The organism is Agrobacterium sp. 16-2014-1-2a, from assembly GCF_053522705.1.
Window position 1 is genome coordinate 408,387 of sequence record NZ_JBNWBX010000001.1, and the last position, 16,897, is coordinate 425,283.

Sequence of the window (16,897 nt, forward strand, 5' to 3'; positions counted from 1 at the left end):
CTCAGACTGCGATGAATGCTGCATCGGCCGGCTTGAAGCCGTTGGCATAGTGCATGGTCGGGCCAGCGGCGCGAATTCGCTCACGAAGCCGCGTCGGCCAAAGCTTGCCATTCTCCTCCACCACGTCGATGACATTCACGTCAACGACCTTGTTGGCGGAAAAATCCCGCTTGCCGATTTCCTCGAACGAAGCGACGGCCTCTGCGTGGCGGGCGACGATTGCGTCCTGCAGGTTCTCCGTCCATTCGCCATTGGCATCGAGCCATACAGCGATCCCATCGCCCAAGCGGTTGGCGGTCAAAACCTTGTCAGCCATTTGCATACTCCCTTTTAAGGTTCGCTGGCCGCGCAACAAGCGCCAGCGCCTCGGACCTGTCAAAATTGGCGCCCGCCACCGCATCGCCGATGATGACCATGACCGGACCGGTCAGTTCGTCGCGATGTTCGAGGTCGGGCAGATCGTTCAAAGTGCCATGCAGCAGGCGGCGATCCGCGCGGCTGGCATTTTCGATGACGGCTACGGTCGTTTCCACGCCGAGACCTGCCTCTATCAGCCTCGTCGCGACCGACGCGGCAACGCTGCGGCCCATATAGACAGCAATGGTAGCGCCGGAGACGGCAAGCCGCGCCCAGTCCGGCAGGACATCGCCGGTCAGATCGTGGCCGGTGGTGAAAATCAGCGACGAAGCGACACCGCGCAGCGTCAAGGGCAATTCGAAATCCGCAGCAGCGGCGAAGGCGGAGGTAATGCCCGGAACAATCTCGTAACCTATACCGGCATCGCGCAGCGCCGCCATTTCCTCTCCCGCCCGGCCATAGACCAGCGGATCACCGGATTTGAGGCGCACGACGCGCTTGCCGTCTTTACCAAGACGCACCAGCAGGCGGTTGATCTCATCCTGCGACTTGCTGTGGCAGCCCTTGCGTTTGCCGACGGACAGCCGCTCGGCGTCGCGGCGCCCCATGTCAACGATTGCCTGCGGCACTAGCGCATCGTAGACGATCACATCCGCTTCCATCAGCACGCGCTGCGCGCGCAGCGTCAGCAAATCTTCAGCACCGGGACCAGCGCCGACAAGCCAGACGCGGCCTTCGCTGCGCTCGGGCGATTGCAGCAAACGGTCAGCGGCATGGCGGGCGGAAGATGTATCGCCGAGAGCGACGGCATCTGCGACAGCACCGGAAAAGAACCGGCGCCAGAAATTGCGCCGCAACGCGCCCTTGGGAACATTCTGCTCGGCGGCGTCACGATATTGCACGGCGAGGCGCGCAAGCTTGCCCAGCGACGGAGACAGCATCTGGTCGATGCGTGCACGGATCATCTGGGCAAGAACCGGGCCGGCGCCTTCGGTGCCAATGGCGATCGCGACGGGTGCGCGGGCGACGAGTGCGGGCGTGAAGAAATCGCAGAACTCCGGCTGATCCACCGCATTGGCGGGGATTTTCTTGGCGCGCGCAGCCAAAACGATCTCACGGTCCAGTGCCTCGTCTCCAGTGGCGGCAAAAACCAGCGTCGCGCCTTCAATCAGCTGGCTTGCGAAACCCAAAGCCCGATGATCGATGCCGTTTTCGCTGATATAGCGCGCAAAATCTGCTTCCGGCTCGTCGGCATAAGCAATGATATGTGCATTGGTATTGGCAAGCAGCCTTACCTTCGCAAAGGCCTCGTCGCCATTGCCGAAAACAGCGACCTCCCGTCCCTCAACCCGGAAGAACGCGGGGAAGGTCGAAAGGCGATCGCCAGAAGCGGAAAAATCATGTTCGTTGTGCATCGGGCATTTATCCCGCATTGCGGCGCAAGATTGAAGAAACAGAAATTCAAGCCTTTCCGACACCTGGATTTTTATTTCTCGAACACCCCTGTTTTTGAGGAAAACTAACCGGCGCACCTTTATCAACCCTGTCGAACGCCTCTAAATCCCATGAGAATCCCTTGACAAACCAGGCCCTCGCGCCGAACAAGAAGGGACTATTTTCGTCGATATCTCCATGCAAAAACCGCTTCGCCCTGAGGCGGCACGAAGGATAAGACCCTTGACCAGCTCGACAATTGCCGCCCGTCTTCTCGATGTCATCGAACACGATATCCTGCCCCTGACGGCACGCGGCGTCAGCCTCGGCAACAAGGTTTTCGGTGCGGCGATCCTGCGTAAATCCGACCTGTCGCTGGTGATCGCGGAGACGAATAACGAGCTGGAAAACCCGCTCTGGCATGGCGAAGTGCACGCGCTGAAGCGGTTTTACGAGCTGGGTGAGAAGCCGAACACCAAGGAATTGATTTTCCTTTCCACCCATGAACCCTGCACCATGTGCATGTCCGCCATCACCTGGGCCGGCTTCGACAATTTCTACTCCTTTTTCAGCCACGAGGATTCGCGCGACGCTTTCGCCATCCCGCACGACCTGAAAATCCTCAAGGAAGTTTTCGGGCTGGAGCCGGGCGGGTATCGCCGCAGCAACGCCTTCTGGAACTCTTTCTTCATTGCGGATCTGGTGGAGAGCGAAGACGATCCGCTGAAGACCGAGCTGAAGGCGCAGACGGCCCGCATCAAGGCTGCCTATGACGAGCTTTCCACCAGCTATCAGTCATCGAAGAGCGGCAACGATATTCCGCTGAACTAGAGCATTTCTAGACGGTTGTCCGCCTGGATATGTATGAAAATAAAGAACGAAGGTTTGAAAGACTATGGAAGCCTCGAAGGATATTTCCCGCCTGATCGAGATCATGGAAGCCCTGCGCCAGCCGGAAACCGGCTGCCCCTGGGATGTCGTCCAGACCTTCGAGACGATCAAGCCTTACACCATCGAAGAGGCTTATGAGGTTGCCGACGCCATCGAGCGCAAGGATATGGATGATCTTTGCGAAGAACTGGGCGACCTGTTGCTGCAGGTGGTTTTCCATGCCCGCATCGCCGAGGAACGGGGCGAATTCGCCTTTGGCGACGTGGTTGAGGCCGTGACATCCAAAATGATCCGCCGCCATCCGCACGTCTTTGCCGTTTCCGCCGCCAATACGCCTGACAGCGTCAAGCTGCAATGGGACCAGATTAAAGCCGAGGAAAAGCGCGAGCGCGCGGAACGCCGCGGTATCACCGAGGATTTCAAGGCCGGCTTTTTAGGCGGTGTGCAGCGTAGCCAGCCGGCTCTGACCGAGGCTCTGAAGTTGCAGGAACAGGCTGCGCGTGTCGGTTTCGATTGGTCGGATCCAGCCCCCATTCTCGACAAGATCGAGGAGGAAATCGCCGAACTGCGTGAGGCGCTGGCGGAGGGAAAGCCGGAGAAGGTCTCTGATGAACTTGGCGATCTCATCTTCGCGCTGGTCAATATCGGCCGTCACGTCAAGGTCGATCCGGAAGACGCGCTGCGCGGCACCAACACGAAATTCCGCAGGCGTTTCAATCACATCGAGACGTCGCTCACCGAAAATGGCGAAACGCTTCAGGAAGCGAGCCTTGAGAGAATGGAAGACCTGTGGCAGGCGGCAAAACGCATCGAACGCTCGCTGGATATGGTTTCGTCCTGATAACCCAGATATGCCGAAAAATTCAGAGCGCCCGGTGCTTTCGACAGTGGTGACGAAAATCTAGACCTCTCCTGCGTCACGCTCTGGCCTGCCCCGAGCATCTGCGACGTCCTGATTGTATCTGTGTGTCTAGATCCTTGGGACAAGCCCAAGGATGACGTTGAGTATAAGGGAATATACCGCAATCGTTCTGGGAGCGTTTACTGCTCCCAGTCTTCCCGCTCGCGGATGGTCGACTTTCCAAGCTTCCGTTCCAGCTCGGTGGCCTGCGCTTCCGAAAGGCGAACATCAAGCGAAACCGAACCGTCCTCATTGTCTTCACGGCTATCCACGATGGAGTTGCTATAGACCCAGGAGATCAGCGGCAATTGCTCGACGGAGAGGACTACGGTCGTTTCCGTCAGGACACCTGACAGACGGCCGGAAATCTCGTCCATCAGGGCATCGACGCCCTCGCCCGTGACCGCCGAAACGGCACGAATATCGGAGCGGCCCTCGGCACGTTCAATGATGGCGTCATGCGCTTCTGGTTCGAGACGATCGACCTTGTTCCAAACCTCGATGATGCGCTTTTCGGCTTCCTTCTCGTCAATACCGAGATCGCCAAGAATGCGCAGCACATCGGCCGACTGGGCGGCATTATCCGGATCGGACATGTCGCGCACGTGCAAAATAAGATCGGCTTCCAGCACCTCTTCCAGCGTTGCGCGGAAAGCGGCGACGAGATGCGTCGGCAGATCGGAGATGAAACCGACGGTATCGGAAAGGATAACCGTGCGGCCATGCGGCAGCTTCATGCGGCGCAAGGTCGGATCGAGCGTTGCGAACAGCATGTCTTCCGCCAGAACGCCAGCACCGGTAATGCGATTGAACAGGGTGGACTTGCCGGCATTGGTATAACCGACCAGCGCCACGATCGGGTGCGGCACCTTGCGGCGCTTGGCGCGGTGAAGCTGGCGGGTGCGCACGACCTGCTCCAGCTCGCGCTCGAGCTTGACGATGCGATCCTGCAGCAGCCGACGGTCGGCCTCGATCTGCGTTTCACCCGGACCGCCCATGAAGCCCGCGCCACCGCGCTGTCGTTCAAGGTGGGTCCAGCTTCTGACGAGGCGGCCCTTCTGATAGTTCAGATGCGCAAGATCGACCTGCAACGTGCCTTCCTTTGTGGAGGCGCGGCGGCCGAAGATTTCGAGGATCAGGCCCGTCCTGTCGATGACCTTGGCATTCCACTGCTTTTCAAGATTGCGCTGCTGCACCGGGGTCAAAGGATGGTCGACGATCACCAGACCGGAATTGGTTTCATCCAGAAGATGGCCGATTTCCTCGATCTTGCCGGTTCCAAACAAAGTTGCAGGACGCGGCTGGTTGACCGGCACGACAAGACCTTGCGTCACCTCAAGATCAATGGCGAGCGCCAGCCCCTTTGCTTCCTCAAGCTTGGCCTCAACAGACCGTACAGGAGAAACCGGACCCGCCACCGCATCACGGCTTTCGCGCTGCTGCTTGAGGACAGGCACGATGACCACCGCACGCATGTCGTCGCGGTGCTTTTCCTGTTCGGGGATGATCGATTCGTTCGAGGTGTCGCGCGTCGTAATGGGTTCAGCCTTATCAAGAAATGACATTGCAGCCGACCGCATCCGTGCGGACGACTATCTGGATTAACCTGATTGAACCGGAAATGTTCCCGGTTCAGGTCAGCTTATATCGAAGATACCGTTGAGGGAGCCTGATCAGGCTGCGCCTTCTTCGCTCTCGAACATCTGCATCGGCTGGCCGGGCATGATGGTGGAGATCGCATGCTTGTAAACAAGCTGCGAGTGACCGTCACGGCGCAGAAGCACGCAGAAATTATCGAAGGAAGTGACAACGCCCGTCAGCTTGACGCCGTTGATCAGGAAAATCGTGAGCGAAATCTTTTGCTTACGAACGGTATTGAGGAAAAGATCCTGAAGGTTTTGAGAACGTTCCGCCATGGCGCCGCTTCTTTCTTTTTTGCCGGCAGGGATACCGGAAAATAATCAATCAATAATAAGCCGGCCGAGTCTAGTCCCCCGCTTGGCCGACCTGCAACTCTGGTATCAAATCGTGTCCTGTTCCGCAACGGCGAAAACAGCCGAATGAGTACGAGTATTGACCTGCTTTTTCGATTCGAAACAGTCAGAAATATTGTATCGAAACCCGGAAAAGCTGTTCCACGTCGCGCACCGCATCGGCAGATGCAAACAGCACGACGCGGTCCTTCGCCTTGATCTTCGTGCTGCCGTCCGGGCGGATCACCACACCGTCGCGATAGATCGCGCCGATGCGCACGCCATCAGGCATATCGATGTCACGGAAGGACTGGCCGACGAGCGGCGAAGTCTCCAGCGCCTCTGCCTCGATTACCTCCGCCGAGCCGCGCTGAACGGCATAAACCGACCGGATACGGCCCTTGCGCACGTGCTGGAGCACGCGCGAAATGGTAACGGCCCGGGGATTGATATAGGCGTCGAGACCGAGTGAATCCGCAACCTCGTGAAAGGACGAGCTGTTCAACAATGCAAGGTTGGATTTGCAGCCAAGCTGCTTGGCCATCACCGCCGCCAGTATATTGGTCTGATCGCTGTTGGTGAGCGTCACGATCAGATCCGCATCCTGAATATCGGCCTGCAGCAAAATCTTCTGGTCCAGCGCCGAACCATGCATGACAATGGTGTTGCTGAGCTGTTCCGATGCGGCAATAGCCCTGTCGCGATCCGCCTCGATGATCTTTACCCGCGTCTTAGGCTGCAATTCCTCGATCTTCTGCGCGACGAAGTGGCCAATATTGCCGGCGCCCGCAATCACGATGCGCTGCGCCTCCTGCTCCTCATGGCCGAAGAGGCCAAGGGTGCGGCGTGCGTGCTGGCGCTGACAGATGACATAAGCGAGGTCGCCGACGCGCAGCTGCTCAGAGGAGTGCGCGACCTTGAGGATGCCGTTCCGGTAGATACCCACCACGGTTGCGATAAGGTCCGGAAAGAGGTTGGAAAGCTGCTGCAGCGGCGTGTTGATGACCGGGCAGTCCTCCATGCACTCGATTGCCAGCATGAAGACCGTGTCGTCGGCGAAACGCACGACATCGGTGGCACCCGGAAAGGCGATGCGCCTGAGTACCATCTTGCCGACTTCGACTTCAGGCGAAATCGTCACGTCAATCGACATGTTTTCGCGGCTGAACAGATCGGCATATTCCGGTTTCAGATAGCTTTGGTCGCGGATGCGGGCGATCTTGGTCGGAACGCTGAACAGCGCATGCGCAACTTCGCAGGCGACGATATTGATCTCGTCATGCAGGGTCACGGCGATGATCATGTCGGCCTGGTCCGCACCCGCCTTTGCCAGCATGTCGGGATGGGCGCCATGGCCGACATAACCGCGCACATCCAGCGTCTCGGTAATGGCGGTAATGAGGGTCGCGGAGGTATCGATGACCGATACCTCATTATCCTCGCGCGACAGTTGTTCGGCAATGCCGTAACCCACCTGCCCTGCGCCGCAAATGATGACTTTCATGCTGTCTCTCTGACGGAATAATCGATTACGACGACTTGGGCCTTCGTCTCTTATACGCCGAGAGATTTCAGTTTGCGATGCAGTGCCGATCTTTCCATGCCGACAAATTCCGCCGTTCGCGAAATATTGCCGCCGAAGCGGTTGATCTGGGCAACCAGATAGTCCCGCTCGAACATTTCACGTGCTTCGCGCAGCGGCAGGGTCATGATGTGCTGATCGCCTTGCGCCGAAATCTTCGGCAGCATGTCGCCAATATCCGCCGGCAACATGTCTGCCGAGATTGGTGCCTCACCGCCTTCGGGGCGTGCCAGAATCATCAGCCGCTCGATATTGTTGCGGAGCTGGCGAATGTTACCCGGCCAGTCATGCGTCTGGAGAACGGCCATGGCGTCATCGCCGATCTTGCGCGGGCGGATGCCGGCCTGTTCGGAAATCTGCCGCATGAACATGTCGACGAGGAAAGGAATATCCTCACGCCGCTCGGACAGCGCCGGCACCTTCACTGGCACCACGGCGAGGCGATGGTATAGATCTTCGCGGAACTGGCCTTCGGCGATCAGGCTTTCGAGGTGATGGGCGGTTGAGGAGATGATGCGCACATCCACTTTTACCCGCTTGCCGCCACCGACACGCTCGAACTGCTGATCGACCAGCACGCGCAGGATCTTGTTCTGGGTTTCGCGCGGCATCTCGCCGACTTCATCGAGATAGAGAACACCGCGATGGGCTTCTTCCAGAGCGCCCACCTTGCGCGGCTGCCCGGGCAGACCTTCGGTACCGAACAAGGCGATTTCCATGCGGTCCGGCGTGATCGTCGCAGCGTTCAGCGCAACGAAAGGTCCTGTGGCACGCGAGGATTTCTTGTGCACCATGCGCGCCACCAGCTCCTTTCCGGAACCGGAGGGGCCGAGAATCATGATGCGGCTGTTGGTGGGCGCCACGCGGTCAATGGTCTGGCGAAGTTGGGAAACCGCAAGCGACGCGCCGACGAGTTCAACCGCGTCGCCAGTGCGCTTCTTGAGTTCCTGCACCTCCCGCTTCAGCTTGGAGTTCTCCAGCGCGCGTTCGGCAATCAGGATCAGGCGGTCTGCCTTGAACGGTTTCTCGATGAAATCGAACGCGCCGCGCTTGATGGCGTTGACGGCGGTTTCGATGTTGCCGTGACCGGAAATCATCACAACAGGGATATCGGGATGGCGGCTCTTGATCTCATCCAGCAGGGCCAGACCGTCGAGCTTCGACCCCTGCATCCAGATGTCGAGAAAGATGAGACGCGGCACGCGTTCGGAAATGGCGGCCAGCGCGCTGTCGCTGTCGAACGCCATACGCGTCTCGTGGCCTTCATCGGAAAGAATACCCGCTACGATTTCGCGAATGTCCGCCTCGTCATCCACGACCAGAATATCAGACGCCATATGCTGCTTCCTTGTTATTTTTGCCGCCGACCGCCTCGATATAGGGCAGCAGCACTCTGATCATGGCACCGTGGCCATGGTCGAACTCCGGCGGGGCATCGTGGAGTTCCAGATACCCGCCATGCTCTTCGATGATTTTCTTGACGATGGCGAGGCCGAGGCCCGTGCCCTTGTCCCGCATCGTCATATAGGGTTCGAGAATGCGGTGACGGTTTTCGACGGGCAGGCCTCTGCCATTGTCGATGATGTCGGCCACGAACCGCGAATTGGCCTCGTCGAAGGATGCGCGCACCAGGATTTTACCTGGCCGCTTTTCGCCTTCCACCGCCTCGATCGCTTCCGTTGCATTCTTGATGAGATTGCCGAACGCCTGTCCCAGCATGCGGGCATCGAACATGCCCTCCAGCGGGACATCGCCAAATTCCGTCGAGAATTTCGTGTCTGCGGCGCTTATTTCGCGCAGGAATGCCGCGTCCTTCAAGATCGAACGGAGGTCCGACTTTTCCTTCGTGGGCTTCGGCATGCGCGCAAAGGCCGAGAATTCATCCACCATCCGGCCGATGTCACCAACCTGCCGGACGATGGTGTCCGTACATTGGTCAAAGATGGCGCGATCGTTCTCGTCGATCTGCTTGCCGAAGCGGCGTTTGATGCGCTCAGCGGAAAGCTGGATAGGTGTAAGAGGATTCTTGATCTCATGCGCAATACGCCGCGCGACGTCGGACCAGGCGGTCGAGCGCTGGGCAATGACGAGATCGGTGATATCGTCGAGCGTGATGACGTAGCTGTCGCGGCTGTCGCGTGCATCCTCACGGGTCACCTGCACATTGAGCGTCCGTTCGGTGCCGCGCCGCATGATGTTGATCTGCTTGCGGAAATTGCCGCGCGACCAGGTGTTGGCCTCGGTCACGACCTCTTCGATTTCAGGCGCGATATCAGATAGTTGCGCACCGATCAGCTGGTCGGAGGAAAGCGCCACGAATTCTTCAGCCGAAGGATTGACGATGGTGATCCTGCGATTTTCATCAATGCCGATAACGGCGGCGGTAACGCCCGACAATACGGCCTCGATGAAGCGGCGGCGATCATCGATGTCGTCTTTCGCTTCAATGATCTGTTCCTGTTGGCTGCGCAGTTCCGAGACCATCTTGTTGAAGGTGCGCGACAGGCGGCCAACGTCGCCATCGATGGCGCGAACGGGAACCAGCACATGCATGTTTCCGGTGGCGACACTGTCTGCGGCGCTGATGAGGAGACGGATAGGACGCACGATACGGTCGGCCACCGCAATCGCGGTCCAGATCGCCGCCAGAAGCACGATCAGCGCGAAACCGAGATAAAGGATTGCAAACGCAATCTGCAACGGCGCACGGCCGGCCTCCATCGCCTTGTATTCGGCGCGGTTCTCTTCCATCAGCCGCATCGCGCCCATCACCTTGGGATCGACGGCACGCACGGTATAAAGAAACGTACCGCTGATGCCCTCGAGCTTGATGATGGCGCCGACGAGATTGGTGATGCCAGGCGGAATAAGGGTTGGCTGACCAGCGGCGGCCTTTTCAAGCGCATCGTGCGGAATGGCCGGAAGCGGCTTTTCCGTCTTGATATCGGCTTGCGCGACGGCGTCGCCGTCTTCCTGCACCAGGAATGCGCCGAGAAGACCACGGCCCTTGGCCTGACGGGTCATGAGATCGACGAAGCCGGTGCGGTCGAGATAAAAGAGCGCGCGATTGCGGTCGAGGTCGGTGGCCATCGACAGGGTCTGTCCCTGAAGATAACCGGCATTCTCCATCATATAGGCCTGGGCGATATTGCTGGAGGAATCGACGATCGACTGGGTACGTAGCGCAAACCAGCGGTCGAGACCGACATTCAGCGTCAGACTGGCGAAGATGGCGACAAGAACGGCCGGTGTAATCGCAACGATGGAAAACAGCACGACGATGCGCACATGCAATCGTGCCGCCGCCCTGCCCTTTTTCCGCGCTTTCAGCAGGCGGTTGATTTCCCGACCGATGAGAAAGATCAGTCCGATCACAAAGACCGAATTGATGACGACCGAGGCGATGACGACATTCGATGTCGGCGCAATCGGTGTTACGCCCAGAAGCACGAAAAGCGTCAGTATGGCGCAAACAAGGGCGACACCGGCAAGCACCAGCCCCGGCAGAGCGAAAGACATCCTGCGATCGGCTACCACCATTCCCGCTGCGTCTTCGGCAACGGCTTTTTCGGCGGCGGGTTTCCGCATGCATTTCTCCCAATCGCTGGCTAGCCAGCACCACATTCATGAAAATGGGCGAATCCGCCTCGTGCCGGCGAATCTCTCTCCATCCTAGTGTTTTCCAAGCAACACAATGTGGCGAAAATGCAACGACAACCGCGGCCTTGTCAACATTCTCAGCTGGGGCGGGAGCTGCGATACACGGAAACGCCAAGCTCGCGAATCTTTTTGCGCAGCGTATTGCGGTTGAGGCCAAGAAGATCGGCAGCCTTGATCTGGTTACCGCGCGTCGCCGTCAGGGCGGCTAGAATGAGCGGATATTCCAGTTCGCGCAGAACACGGTCGTAGAGACCCGGCGGCGGCAGGCCTTCGCCGAAACTTGCGAAATAATCCCGCATGTTTTCCTCGACCGCCTGCGAAATGGTCAACGAGCCGGTGCGGACCGCCATCTTGTCGAGCGGGCTGTCTGGAACATCCGACTGCAATTCCTGCTCGATGATCTCGCGGGTGATGACTTCCTGCGGATAAAGCGCCATCAGGCGACGGATCAGGTTTTCGAGTTCGCGCACGTTGCCGGGCCAGGCATAGGCCTTCATGACTTCCAGCGCCTCGGTCTCGAAGCGCTTTCCTTCCAGCCCCTCCTTTTCACCCGTCTGGATGAAATGGCGCACAAGATCGGGAATATCCTCAGCGCGGTCGCGTAGCGGCGGTAGCCGCAGCGGCACGACGTTCAGGCGGTAATAGAGGTCTTCGCGGAAAAGGCCCTGGTTGATCGACTGCTTCAGGTCCTTGTTGGTGGCGGCGACGATGCGAACATCGGTCCTGATCGGCGTGCGTCCGCCCACCGTCGTATATTCGCCCTGCTGCAATACGCGCAGCAGCCGCGTCTGGGCGTCCATTGGCATATCGCCGATTTCGTCGAGAAACAGCGTGCCGCCCTCGGCCTGTTCGAAACGGCCGGTCGAGCGGTTCTGCGCGCCGGTGAAGGCGCCCTTCTCATGGCCGAACAGTTCCGATTCGATCAGATCACGCGGAATTGCCGCCATGTTGATGGCGACGAAGGGGCCGTTGCGGCGCTTGCCGTAATCATGCAGCGCGCGCGCCACCAGTTCCTTGCCGGTGCCGGATTCGCCGGTAATCATCAGCGTCAGGTCGGTCTGCATCAGGCGGGCGAGAACCCGGTAGATTTCCTGCATGGCGGCCGAGCGGCCGACGAGCGGCATGCCGTCCTGCATATCGTCGTCCAGTTTGGCGGGCTTGCGCTTCGGCTCCGACAGTGCGCGGCCGATGATGGCAATCAGCTCTGTCAGGTCGAAGGGCTTGGGCAGGTAATCGTAAGCGCCCTTTTCCGAGGCCTTGATCGCGGTCATGAAAGTGTTTTGGGCACTCATCACCAGAACCGGCAGGTCCGGGCGAGCCTTCTTGATGCGCGGAAGCAGATCGAAGGCGTTTTCATCGGGCATCACGACATCGGTAACGACCAGATCGCCCTCGCCGGCAGAAACCCAGCGCCAGAGCGTTGCGGCATTGGACGTGATACGCACATCGTAACCGGCACGGCTGAGCGCCTGATTAAGCACGGTGCGGATCGCGGCATCATCATCGGCGACGAGGATAGTAGCTGTCATCTGTCATTTCCTGTCGAGTTCGGCAAGATGCGGTCGTCCAGCGCCACTTCAGGCGAGACGGGCATCAATACGCGGAAAGTCGTGCGATGGTTCTGGCTGTCGCATTCGACAATGCCGCCATGGGCGCCGATCAGTTTGGCGACAAGCGCCAGACCCAGGCCCGAACCATTCGTCTTGGTGGTAATGAAGGGGTCGAAGAGATGCGGCAGGAGATCGGCCGGCACTCCCGGCCCATTGTCATGCACGCAAAACTCAAGCGGCAGCGAGATGCGTTCGCGGCTGCCGGCCACGGACATGCGCATGCCGGGACGATATGCCGTCGTCAGCACGATCTCGCCCTCCGACTGATTCCCGACGGCTTCCGCCGCGTTTTTCACCAGATTGAGAAAGACCTGCACCAGCTGGTCGCGATTGGCATAAACCGCCGGCAGCGATGGATCATAATTCTCGGAAATCTTGATGTTGCGGGCAAAGCCAGCCTTGGCTATGGCCTTCACATGGTCGAGCACCGAATGGATGTTGACCGGCACGCGGTCCACCGGACGCTCGTCGGAAAACACTTCCATGCGGTCAACCAGCGAGACGATACGATCGGTCTCGTCGCAGATCAGCCGCGTCAACGCACGGTCCTCATCGGCAACCGATGTCTCGAGAAGCTGCGCGGCACCACGAATGCCCGAAAGCGGGTTCTTGATCTCATGCGCCAGCATCGAGGCAAGGCCGGTGACAGATCGTGCAGCAGCCCGATGGGTCAATTGCCGGTCGATCTTGTCAGCCATCGACCGTTCCTGGAAGACGACGACAACAGACCCCGGCTCGCTGACAACAGGCGCGACATAGAGATCGACGAGCTTGTCCTGTCCAAGCCGGGGGGAGCTCAGATCGACCCGATATTCATTTACCGGCGCGCGGCGTTCCCGCACCTGATCGATCAGCGCAAGCAGCGGACTGCCGAAGGGAATGAAGGTGGAGACGCGGTAGCGAGCGAGATGGGAGGCGCTGGCCCCGAAAAAAGCTTCTGCTTCCCAATTGGCAAAAGCGATGAAACCTTCGGCATCCACCAGAATAACGGGATTCTGCACCGCGTTCAGAACCGCCATAGCGAGCGGGTTCGCATCTGCCGGGCTGTGTTTATCAGCGCTCATGCGGCCTTCCTTGCGGCTTCTTCGCCCGCATTGTCGCAAAGGGCGGAGCGCAGCAGATCAGCCACTTCCCCCGTATCACGCGATGTCATGATTTTAGCCTTGTCGGTGGTGGCGATCTCCGTCGCGAAACGGTCGAGATACCAGCCCAGATGTTTGCGGGCATGCCGAAGACCGGCTTCCCTTCCATAAAATTCGAGCATCATGTCGTAATGTTCGACGGCGATATCGGCAATATCGGCGCGTTGCGGCGCTGCATGTCCGGCCAGTACCGCCGGCAGCCAGGGTTGACCCTGTGCACCGCGACCGACCATAACGGCATCCGCGCCGGAACGGCTGAGGATTTCACGCGCATCTTCGGCGGTCTCGACATCGCCATTGGCGATCAGCGGCACGGAAATCACCTCGCGCACGGCGCGAATGGCATCCCAGTTCGCCCGACCTTCGTAAAACTGCATGCGGGTGCGGCCGTGAATGGTGATGAGCTGGACGCCAGCGGCTTGAGCGCGGCGAGCAATTTCGGGTGCATTGATGGTGTTTTCATCCCAGCCGAGCCGCATCTTCAGCGTCACGGGCACATCGACCGCGCCGACGGTCGCCTCGATCAACGACAGCGCATGATCAGGATCCCGCATCAAGGCTGAACCGGAGTACCCGCCCGTCACCTTCTTGGCCGGACAACCCATATTGATGTCGATGATGCCAGCGCCATTGTCAGCCGCAATTTTTGCCGCATCCGCCATAAAATGCGCTTCGCGCCCGGCGAGCTGCACCATATGCGGAACCATCCCTGCATTTTTCAGCCGCGCCCAGGATTCCCCACGATTGGCGACAAGTTCCCGGCTTGCGACCATTTCAGTCACCACAAGGCCCGCGCCGTAACGCCAGGCGAGCTGACGGAAAGGCAAATCTGTCACGCCCGACATAGGCGCCAGCACCGCGCGATTACGGATCGCGACTGAGCCGATGCTGAACGGGACTGACAACTCCGGAAGGGGCAAGTGATGATCTTTCGTGCAGAAGAGTTATATGCATTATTTTTAGACAGTGTTTGCGCAGTTGCCAAGCACTTTTACAGGGTTGCACCTTTTATTTGCGCGTGGCCTGCCGGCCTGTTTTGCTGGCGGCGGCAATTTGTGCAGGTTTGAACAAACGGGATGACCGATCCTGCGGCATGTGGGTGCGGGTGGGCGGCTTATCGGGCTGGCCATTCGGGTTTTGAAACGCTAGAGCAGGACTGTCAACCATTAAGGGTTGCGCACAAAGCATAAGACCAATGCAGGAAAGTACTATGAAACTCGGCATCGTCGTTGTCGCCGCAGGACGCGGAGAAAGAGCCGGCTCCCCCGAGGAAGGGCCGAAACAATATCGCCCGATCGGTGGCAAGGCCGTGATCGAGCATACATTGTCGACCTTTCTTGCCTGGGCAGGCACATATCCTATCGTGGTCGTTATCCATGCCGACGATGCGGCACTCCTGTCACCAATCCTTGAACGGCTGAATGCCGGGGAGCGGATCGTCACAGTCACGGGCGGCGCAACCCGGCAGCAATCGGTGCTCGCTGGTCTGGAAGCTCTGGCCGCGCAAGACCTCACACATGTGATGATCCACGATGCCGTGCGGCCTTTCATCGCCGTGGACATGCTGGAACGCATCGTGGCGCTGCACAAGGCGGGTGCTGTCGGCGTTCTGCCTGCCCTGCCCGTCACTGATACGCTGAAGCGTGGCGCAGGCGATTCCGTCGTGGAGACGGTTTCAAGGCAGGGTCTTTATGCGGCGCAGACACCGCAAAGCTTTGGCTATGGCGAAATCCTCGCCGCGCATCGCGCTGCTGCCACATCCGGAAAAACCGACTTTACCGACGACGCCTCGATCGCCGAGTGGGCAAGTCTGCCTGTGACGCTGACCGAAGGCTCGGTCGACAATGTGAAACTCACTCTCAAGCGGGATATCGCCATGGCCGATGAAAAGCTCTCCTACGGACTGCCTGACGTGCGCACCGGCAATGGTTACGACGTGCACCAGCTGGAAGCAGGAGACGGTGTGACACTGTGCGGCGTCTTCATCGAACACGACCAGAAACTCAAAGGCCATTCGGATGCCGATGTGGCGCTGCATGCGCTGACGGATGCTCTGCTCGCCACCTGCGGCGCTGGCGACATAGGCGATCACTTCCCGCCTTCCGATCCGCAATGGAAGGGTGCCGCTTCGCGCATCTTCCTCGAACACGCGGCCAAGGTAGTCCGCGGCAATGGCGGCACGATCATGAATGCCGATGTCTCGCTGATTGCCGAAGCGCCGCGCATCGGACCGCATCGGCAGGCCATGCGTGAGGCGCTTTCCGACATTCTCGGCATCGCGCTGGAGCGCTGCTCGGTCAAGGCGACCACCAACGAGACGATTGGCTTCGTCGGCCGCCGCGAAGGTATTGCTGCGATTGCCACTGCCACTGTGGTCTACAAGGGCAGACCGCTATGAGCCTGTTTCCTGCGGATATAGAAGAACTGGCGCGGCGGATCATTTCTGACTTTACCGCCGGCGGCTTCATGGTCTCGACGGCGGAAAGCTGTACGGGCGGCCTGATTGCTGGTTCGCTAACGGAAATCGCCGGCTCTTCTGCCGTCGTCGATCGCGGCTTCGTCACCTACACGAACCAGGCCAAGATGGACATGCTTGGGGTTGGAACTGAGACGCTGGCGAATTTCGGCGCCGTATCCCGACAGACCGCGCTGCAAATGGCGCATGGCGCGCTATTTCGTTCCCGGGCGGATTTTGCCGTAGCCGTGACCGGCATTGCCGGTCCGGGCGGAGGTTCGGCTGAAAAACCGGTGGGGTTGGTGCATCTGGCCGCCAGGGCGCGCAGCGGTAAAATCCTGCACCATGAAATGCACTACGGAGAGATCGGGCGCACGGAAATCCGTCTTGCAACCATCAGAACGGCGCTCGAGATGCTGATTACCCTCAATCAGGCTGGGTCCGCGTAGATTTTATCGGCGCGGGTCTCGAAGGCTTCGGCGAACATGCGGAAGGCCCTGTCGAACATCGATCCCATGACCGCACCGAGCAGCCGGTTCTTGAATTCATACTCGATGAAAAAATGAATGGCCGAGCCGCCCTCTGCGGAGGCTTCAAAACGCCAGCGATTGTCGAGATATTTGAACGGGCCGTCGATATATTTCACGTCGATAGCGCGCTCTGCCGGGTTCAGCAGCACCTGCGTGGTGAAGGTCTCGCGAATGGCCTTGTAGCCCACCGTCATATCAGCCACCAGCAGAGTCTTGCCGTCCCGCTCCTTGCGCGAGCGGATGACCAGCGCTTCGCAAAGCGGCAGAAACTGCGGATACTTCTCCACATCGGCGACGAGGTCGTACATGCGGTCGGGCGAGTGTTTTACAAGGCGATGCGTTTCGAACTGTGGCATGAGCGG

General features: G+C 59.2%; 15 protein-coding genes. 4 read left to right on the forward strand and 11 right to left on the reverse strand.

Translation table 11 applies throughout. The features are described from left to right. Position 1 precedes the first annotated feature (1 nt). Entirely contained in the window at positions 2-316 is a 315-nt protein-coding gene (locus ACQZ45_RS02040; protein ID WP_003512933.1) for a DUF2849 domain-containing protein, read from the reverse strand. Beyond that, on the reverse strand, positions 309-1,772 hold the full coding sequence (gene cysG, locus ACQZ45_RS02045; protein ID WP_038490913.1) for a siroheme synthase CysG: 1,464 nt from the start codon (positions 1,770-1,772) through the stop codon (positions 309-311). The genes ACQZ45_RS02040 and cysG overlap by 8 nt, the downstream gene beginning before the upstream one ends. A 262-nt stretch (positions 1,773-2,034) precedes the next feature. Here cysG and ACQZ45_RS02050 point away from each other — a divergent pair, with 262 nt between their 5' ends. Together ACQZ45_RS02050 and mazG are read left to right on the forward strand one after the other, a co-directional pair. Continuing rightward, positions 2,035-2,622 carry a deaminase gene (locus ACQZ45_RS02050; protein ID WP_038490910.1) on the forward strand — a complete coding sequence of 196 codons (588 nt, stop codon included), beginning with the start codon at positions 2,035-2,037 and terminating at the stop codon, positions 2,620-2,622. 64 nt (positions 2,623-2,686) lie between these two features. After that, complete coding sequence (mazG, locus tag ACQZ45_RS02055) at positions 2,687-3,523, forward strand: nucleoside triphosphate pyrophosphohydrolase (RefSeq protein WP_448742128.1); 837 nt, start codon at positions 2,687-2,689, stop codon at positions 3,521-3,523. A 200-nt stretch (positions 3,524-3,723) separates the two neighbouring features. Here the strand turns inward: mazG and hflX are convergent, their stop codons facing one another. The 8 genes from hflX to dusB form a co-directional block, all read right to left on the reverse strand. Continuing rightward, positions 3,724-5,148: a GTPase HflX gene (hflX, locus tag ACQZ45_RS02060; RefSeq protein ID WP_174042493.1), complete on the reverse strand. Its 1,425-nt coding sequence runs from the start codon at positions 5,146-5,148 to the stop codon at positions 3,724-3,726. A gap of 108 nt (positions 5,149-5,256) precedes the next feature. Beyond that, positions 5,257-5,499: an RNA chaperone Hfq gene (gene hfq, locus ACQZ45_RS02065; RefSeq protein ID WP_003496145.1), complete on the reverse strand. Its 243-nt coding sequence runs from the start codon at positions 5,497-5,499 to the stop codon at positions 5,257-5,259. A 184-nt stretch (positions 5,500-5,683) separates the two neighbouring features. Further along, entirely contained in the window at positions 5,684-7,060 is a 1,377-nt protein-coding gene (gene trkA / locus ACQZ45_RS02070) for a Trk system potassium transporter TrkA (RefSeq protein ID WP_111795846.1), read from the reverse strand. 50 nt (positions 7,061-7,110) lie between these two features. Next, positions 7,111-8,475 carry a nitrogen assimilation response regulator NtrX gene (gene ntrX, locus ACQZ45_RS02075; protein ID WP_003512918.1) on the reverse strand — a complete coding sequence of 455 codons (1,365 nt, stop codon included), beginning with the start codon at positions 8,473-8,475 and terminating at the stop codon, positions 7,111-7,113. Beyond that, complete coding sequence (locus ACQZ45_RS02080) at positions 8,465-10,726, reverse strand: sensor histidine kinase NtrY-like (protein WP_003512916.1); 2,262 nt, start codon at positions 10,724-10,726, stop codon at positions 8,465-8,467. The genes ntrX and ACQZ45_RS02080 overlap by 11 nt, the downstream gene beginning before the upstream one ends. Positions 10,727-10,875: 149 nt before the next feature. Next, the gene (gene ntrC / locus ACQZ45_RS02085) at positions 10,876-12,327 is read right to left on the reverse strand and encodes a nitrogen regulation protein NR(I) (protein ID WP_003512914.1); all 1,452 of its coding nucleotides are present in this window, start codon (positions 12,325-12,327) and stop codon (positions 10,876-10,878) included. Beyond that, a complete protein-coding gene (locus tag ACQZ45_RS02090; RefSeq protein WP_003512904.1) occupies positions 12,324-13,472 on the reverse strand; it encodes a two-component system sensor histidine kinase NtrB in 1,149 nt (382 codons plus the stop codon). The genes ntrC and ACQZ45_RS02090 overlap by 4 nt, the downstream gene beginning before the upstream one ends. Continuing rightward, positions 13,469-14,455, reverse strand: a complete 987-nt coding sequence (gene dusB, locus ACQZ45_RS02095; protein WP_448742228.1) for a tRNA dihydrouridine synthase DusB — start codon at positions 14,453-14,455, stop codon at positions 13,469-13,471. Before dusB ends, ACQZ45_RS02090 begins: the two co-directional genes overlap by 4 nt. A gap of 305 nt (positions 14,456-14,760) precedes the next feature. On the opposite strand from dusB, the gene ACQZ45_RS02100 reads away from it, so the two are divergent. Together ACQZ45_RS02100 and ACQZ45_RS02105 are read left to right on the forward strand one after the other, a co-directional pair. Next, positions 14,761-15,948 carry a bifunctional 2-C-methyl-D-erythritol 4-phosphate cytidylyltransferase/2-C-methyl-D-erythritol 2,4-cyclodiphosphate synthase gene (locus ACQZ45_RS02100; protein WP_113291505.1) on the forward strand — a complete coding sequence of 396 codons (1,188 nt, stop codon included), beginning with the start codon at positions 14,761-14,763 and terminating at the stop codon, positions 15,946-15,948. Further along, positions 15,945-16,454 carry a CinA family protein gene (locus tag ACQZ45_RS02105; RefSeq protein ID WP_038490894.1) on the forward strand — a complete coding sequence of 170 codons (510 nt, stop codon included), beginning with the start codon at positions 15,945-15,947 and terminating at the stop codon, positions 16,452-16,454. Before ACQZ45_RS02100 ends, ACQZ45_RS02105 begins: the two co-directional genes overlap by 4 nt. On the opposite strand, the gene ACQZ45_RS02110 is transcribed toward ACQZ45_RS02105, so the two are convergent. After that, positions 16,436-16,891 carry a type II toxin-antitoxin system RatA family toxin gene (locus ACQZ45_RS02110; protein ID WP_003512897.1) on the reverse strand — a complete coding sequence of 152 codons (456 nt, stop codon included), beginning with the start codon at positions 16,889-16,891 and terminating at the stop codon, positions 16,436-16,438. The two genes, ACQZ45_RS02105 and ACQZ45_RS02110, sit on opposite strands and share 19 nt — an antisense overlap. Positions 16,892-16,897 lie beyond the last annotated feature (6 nt).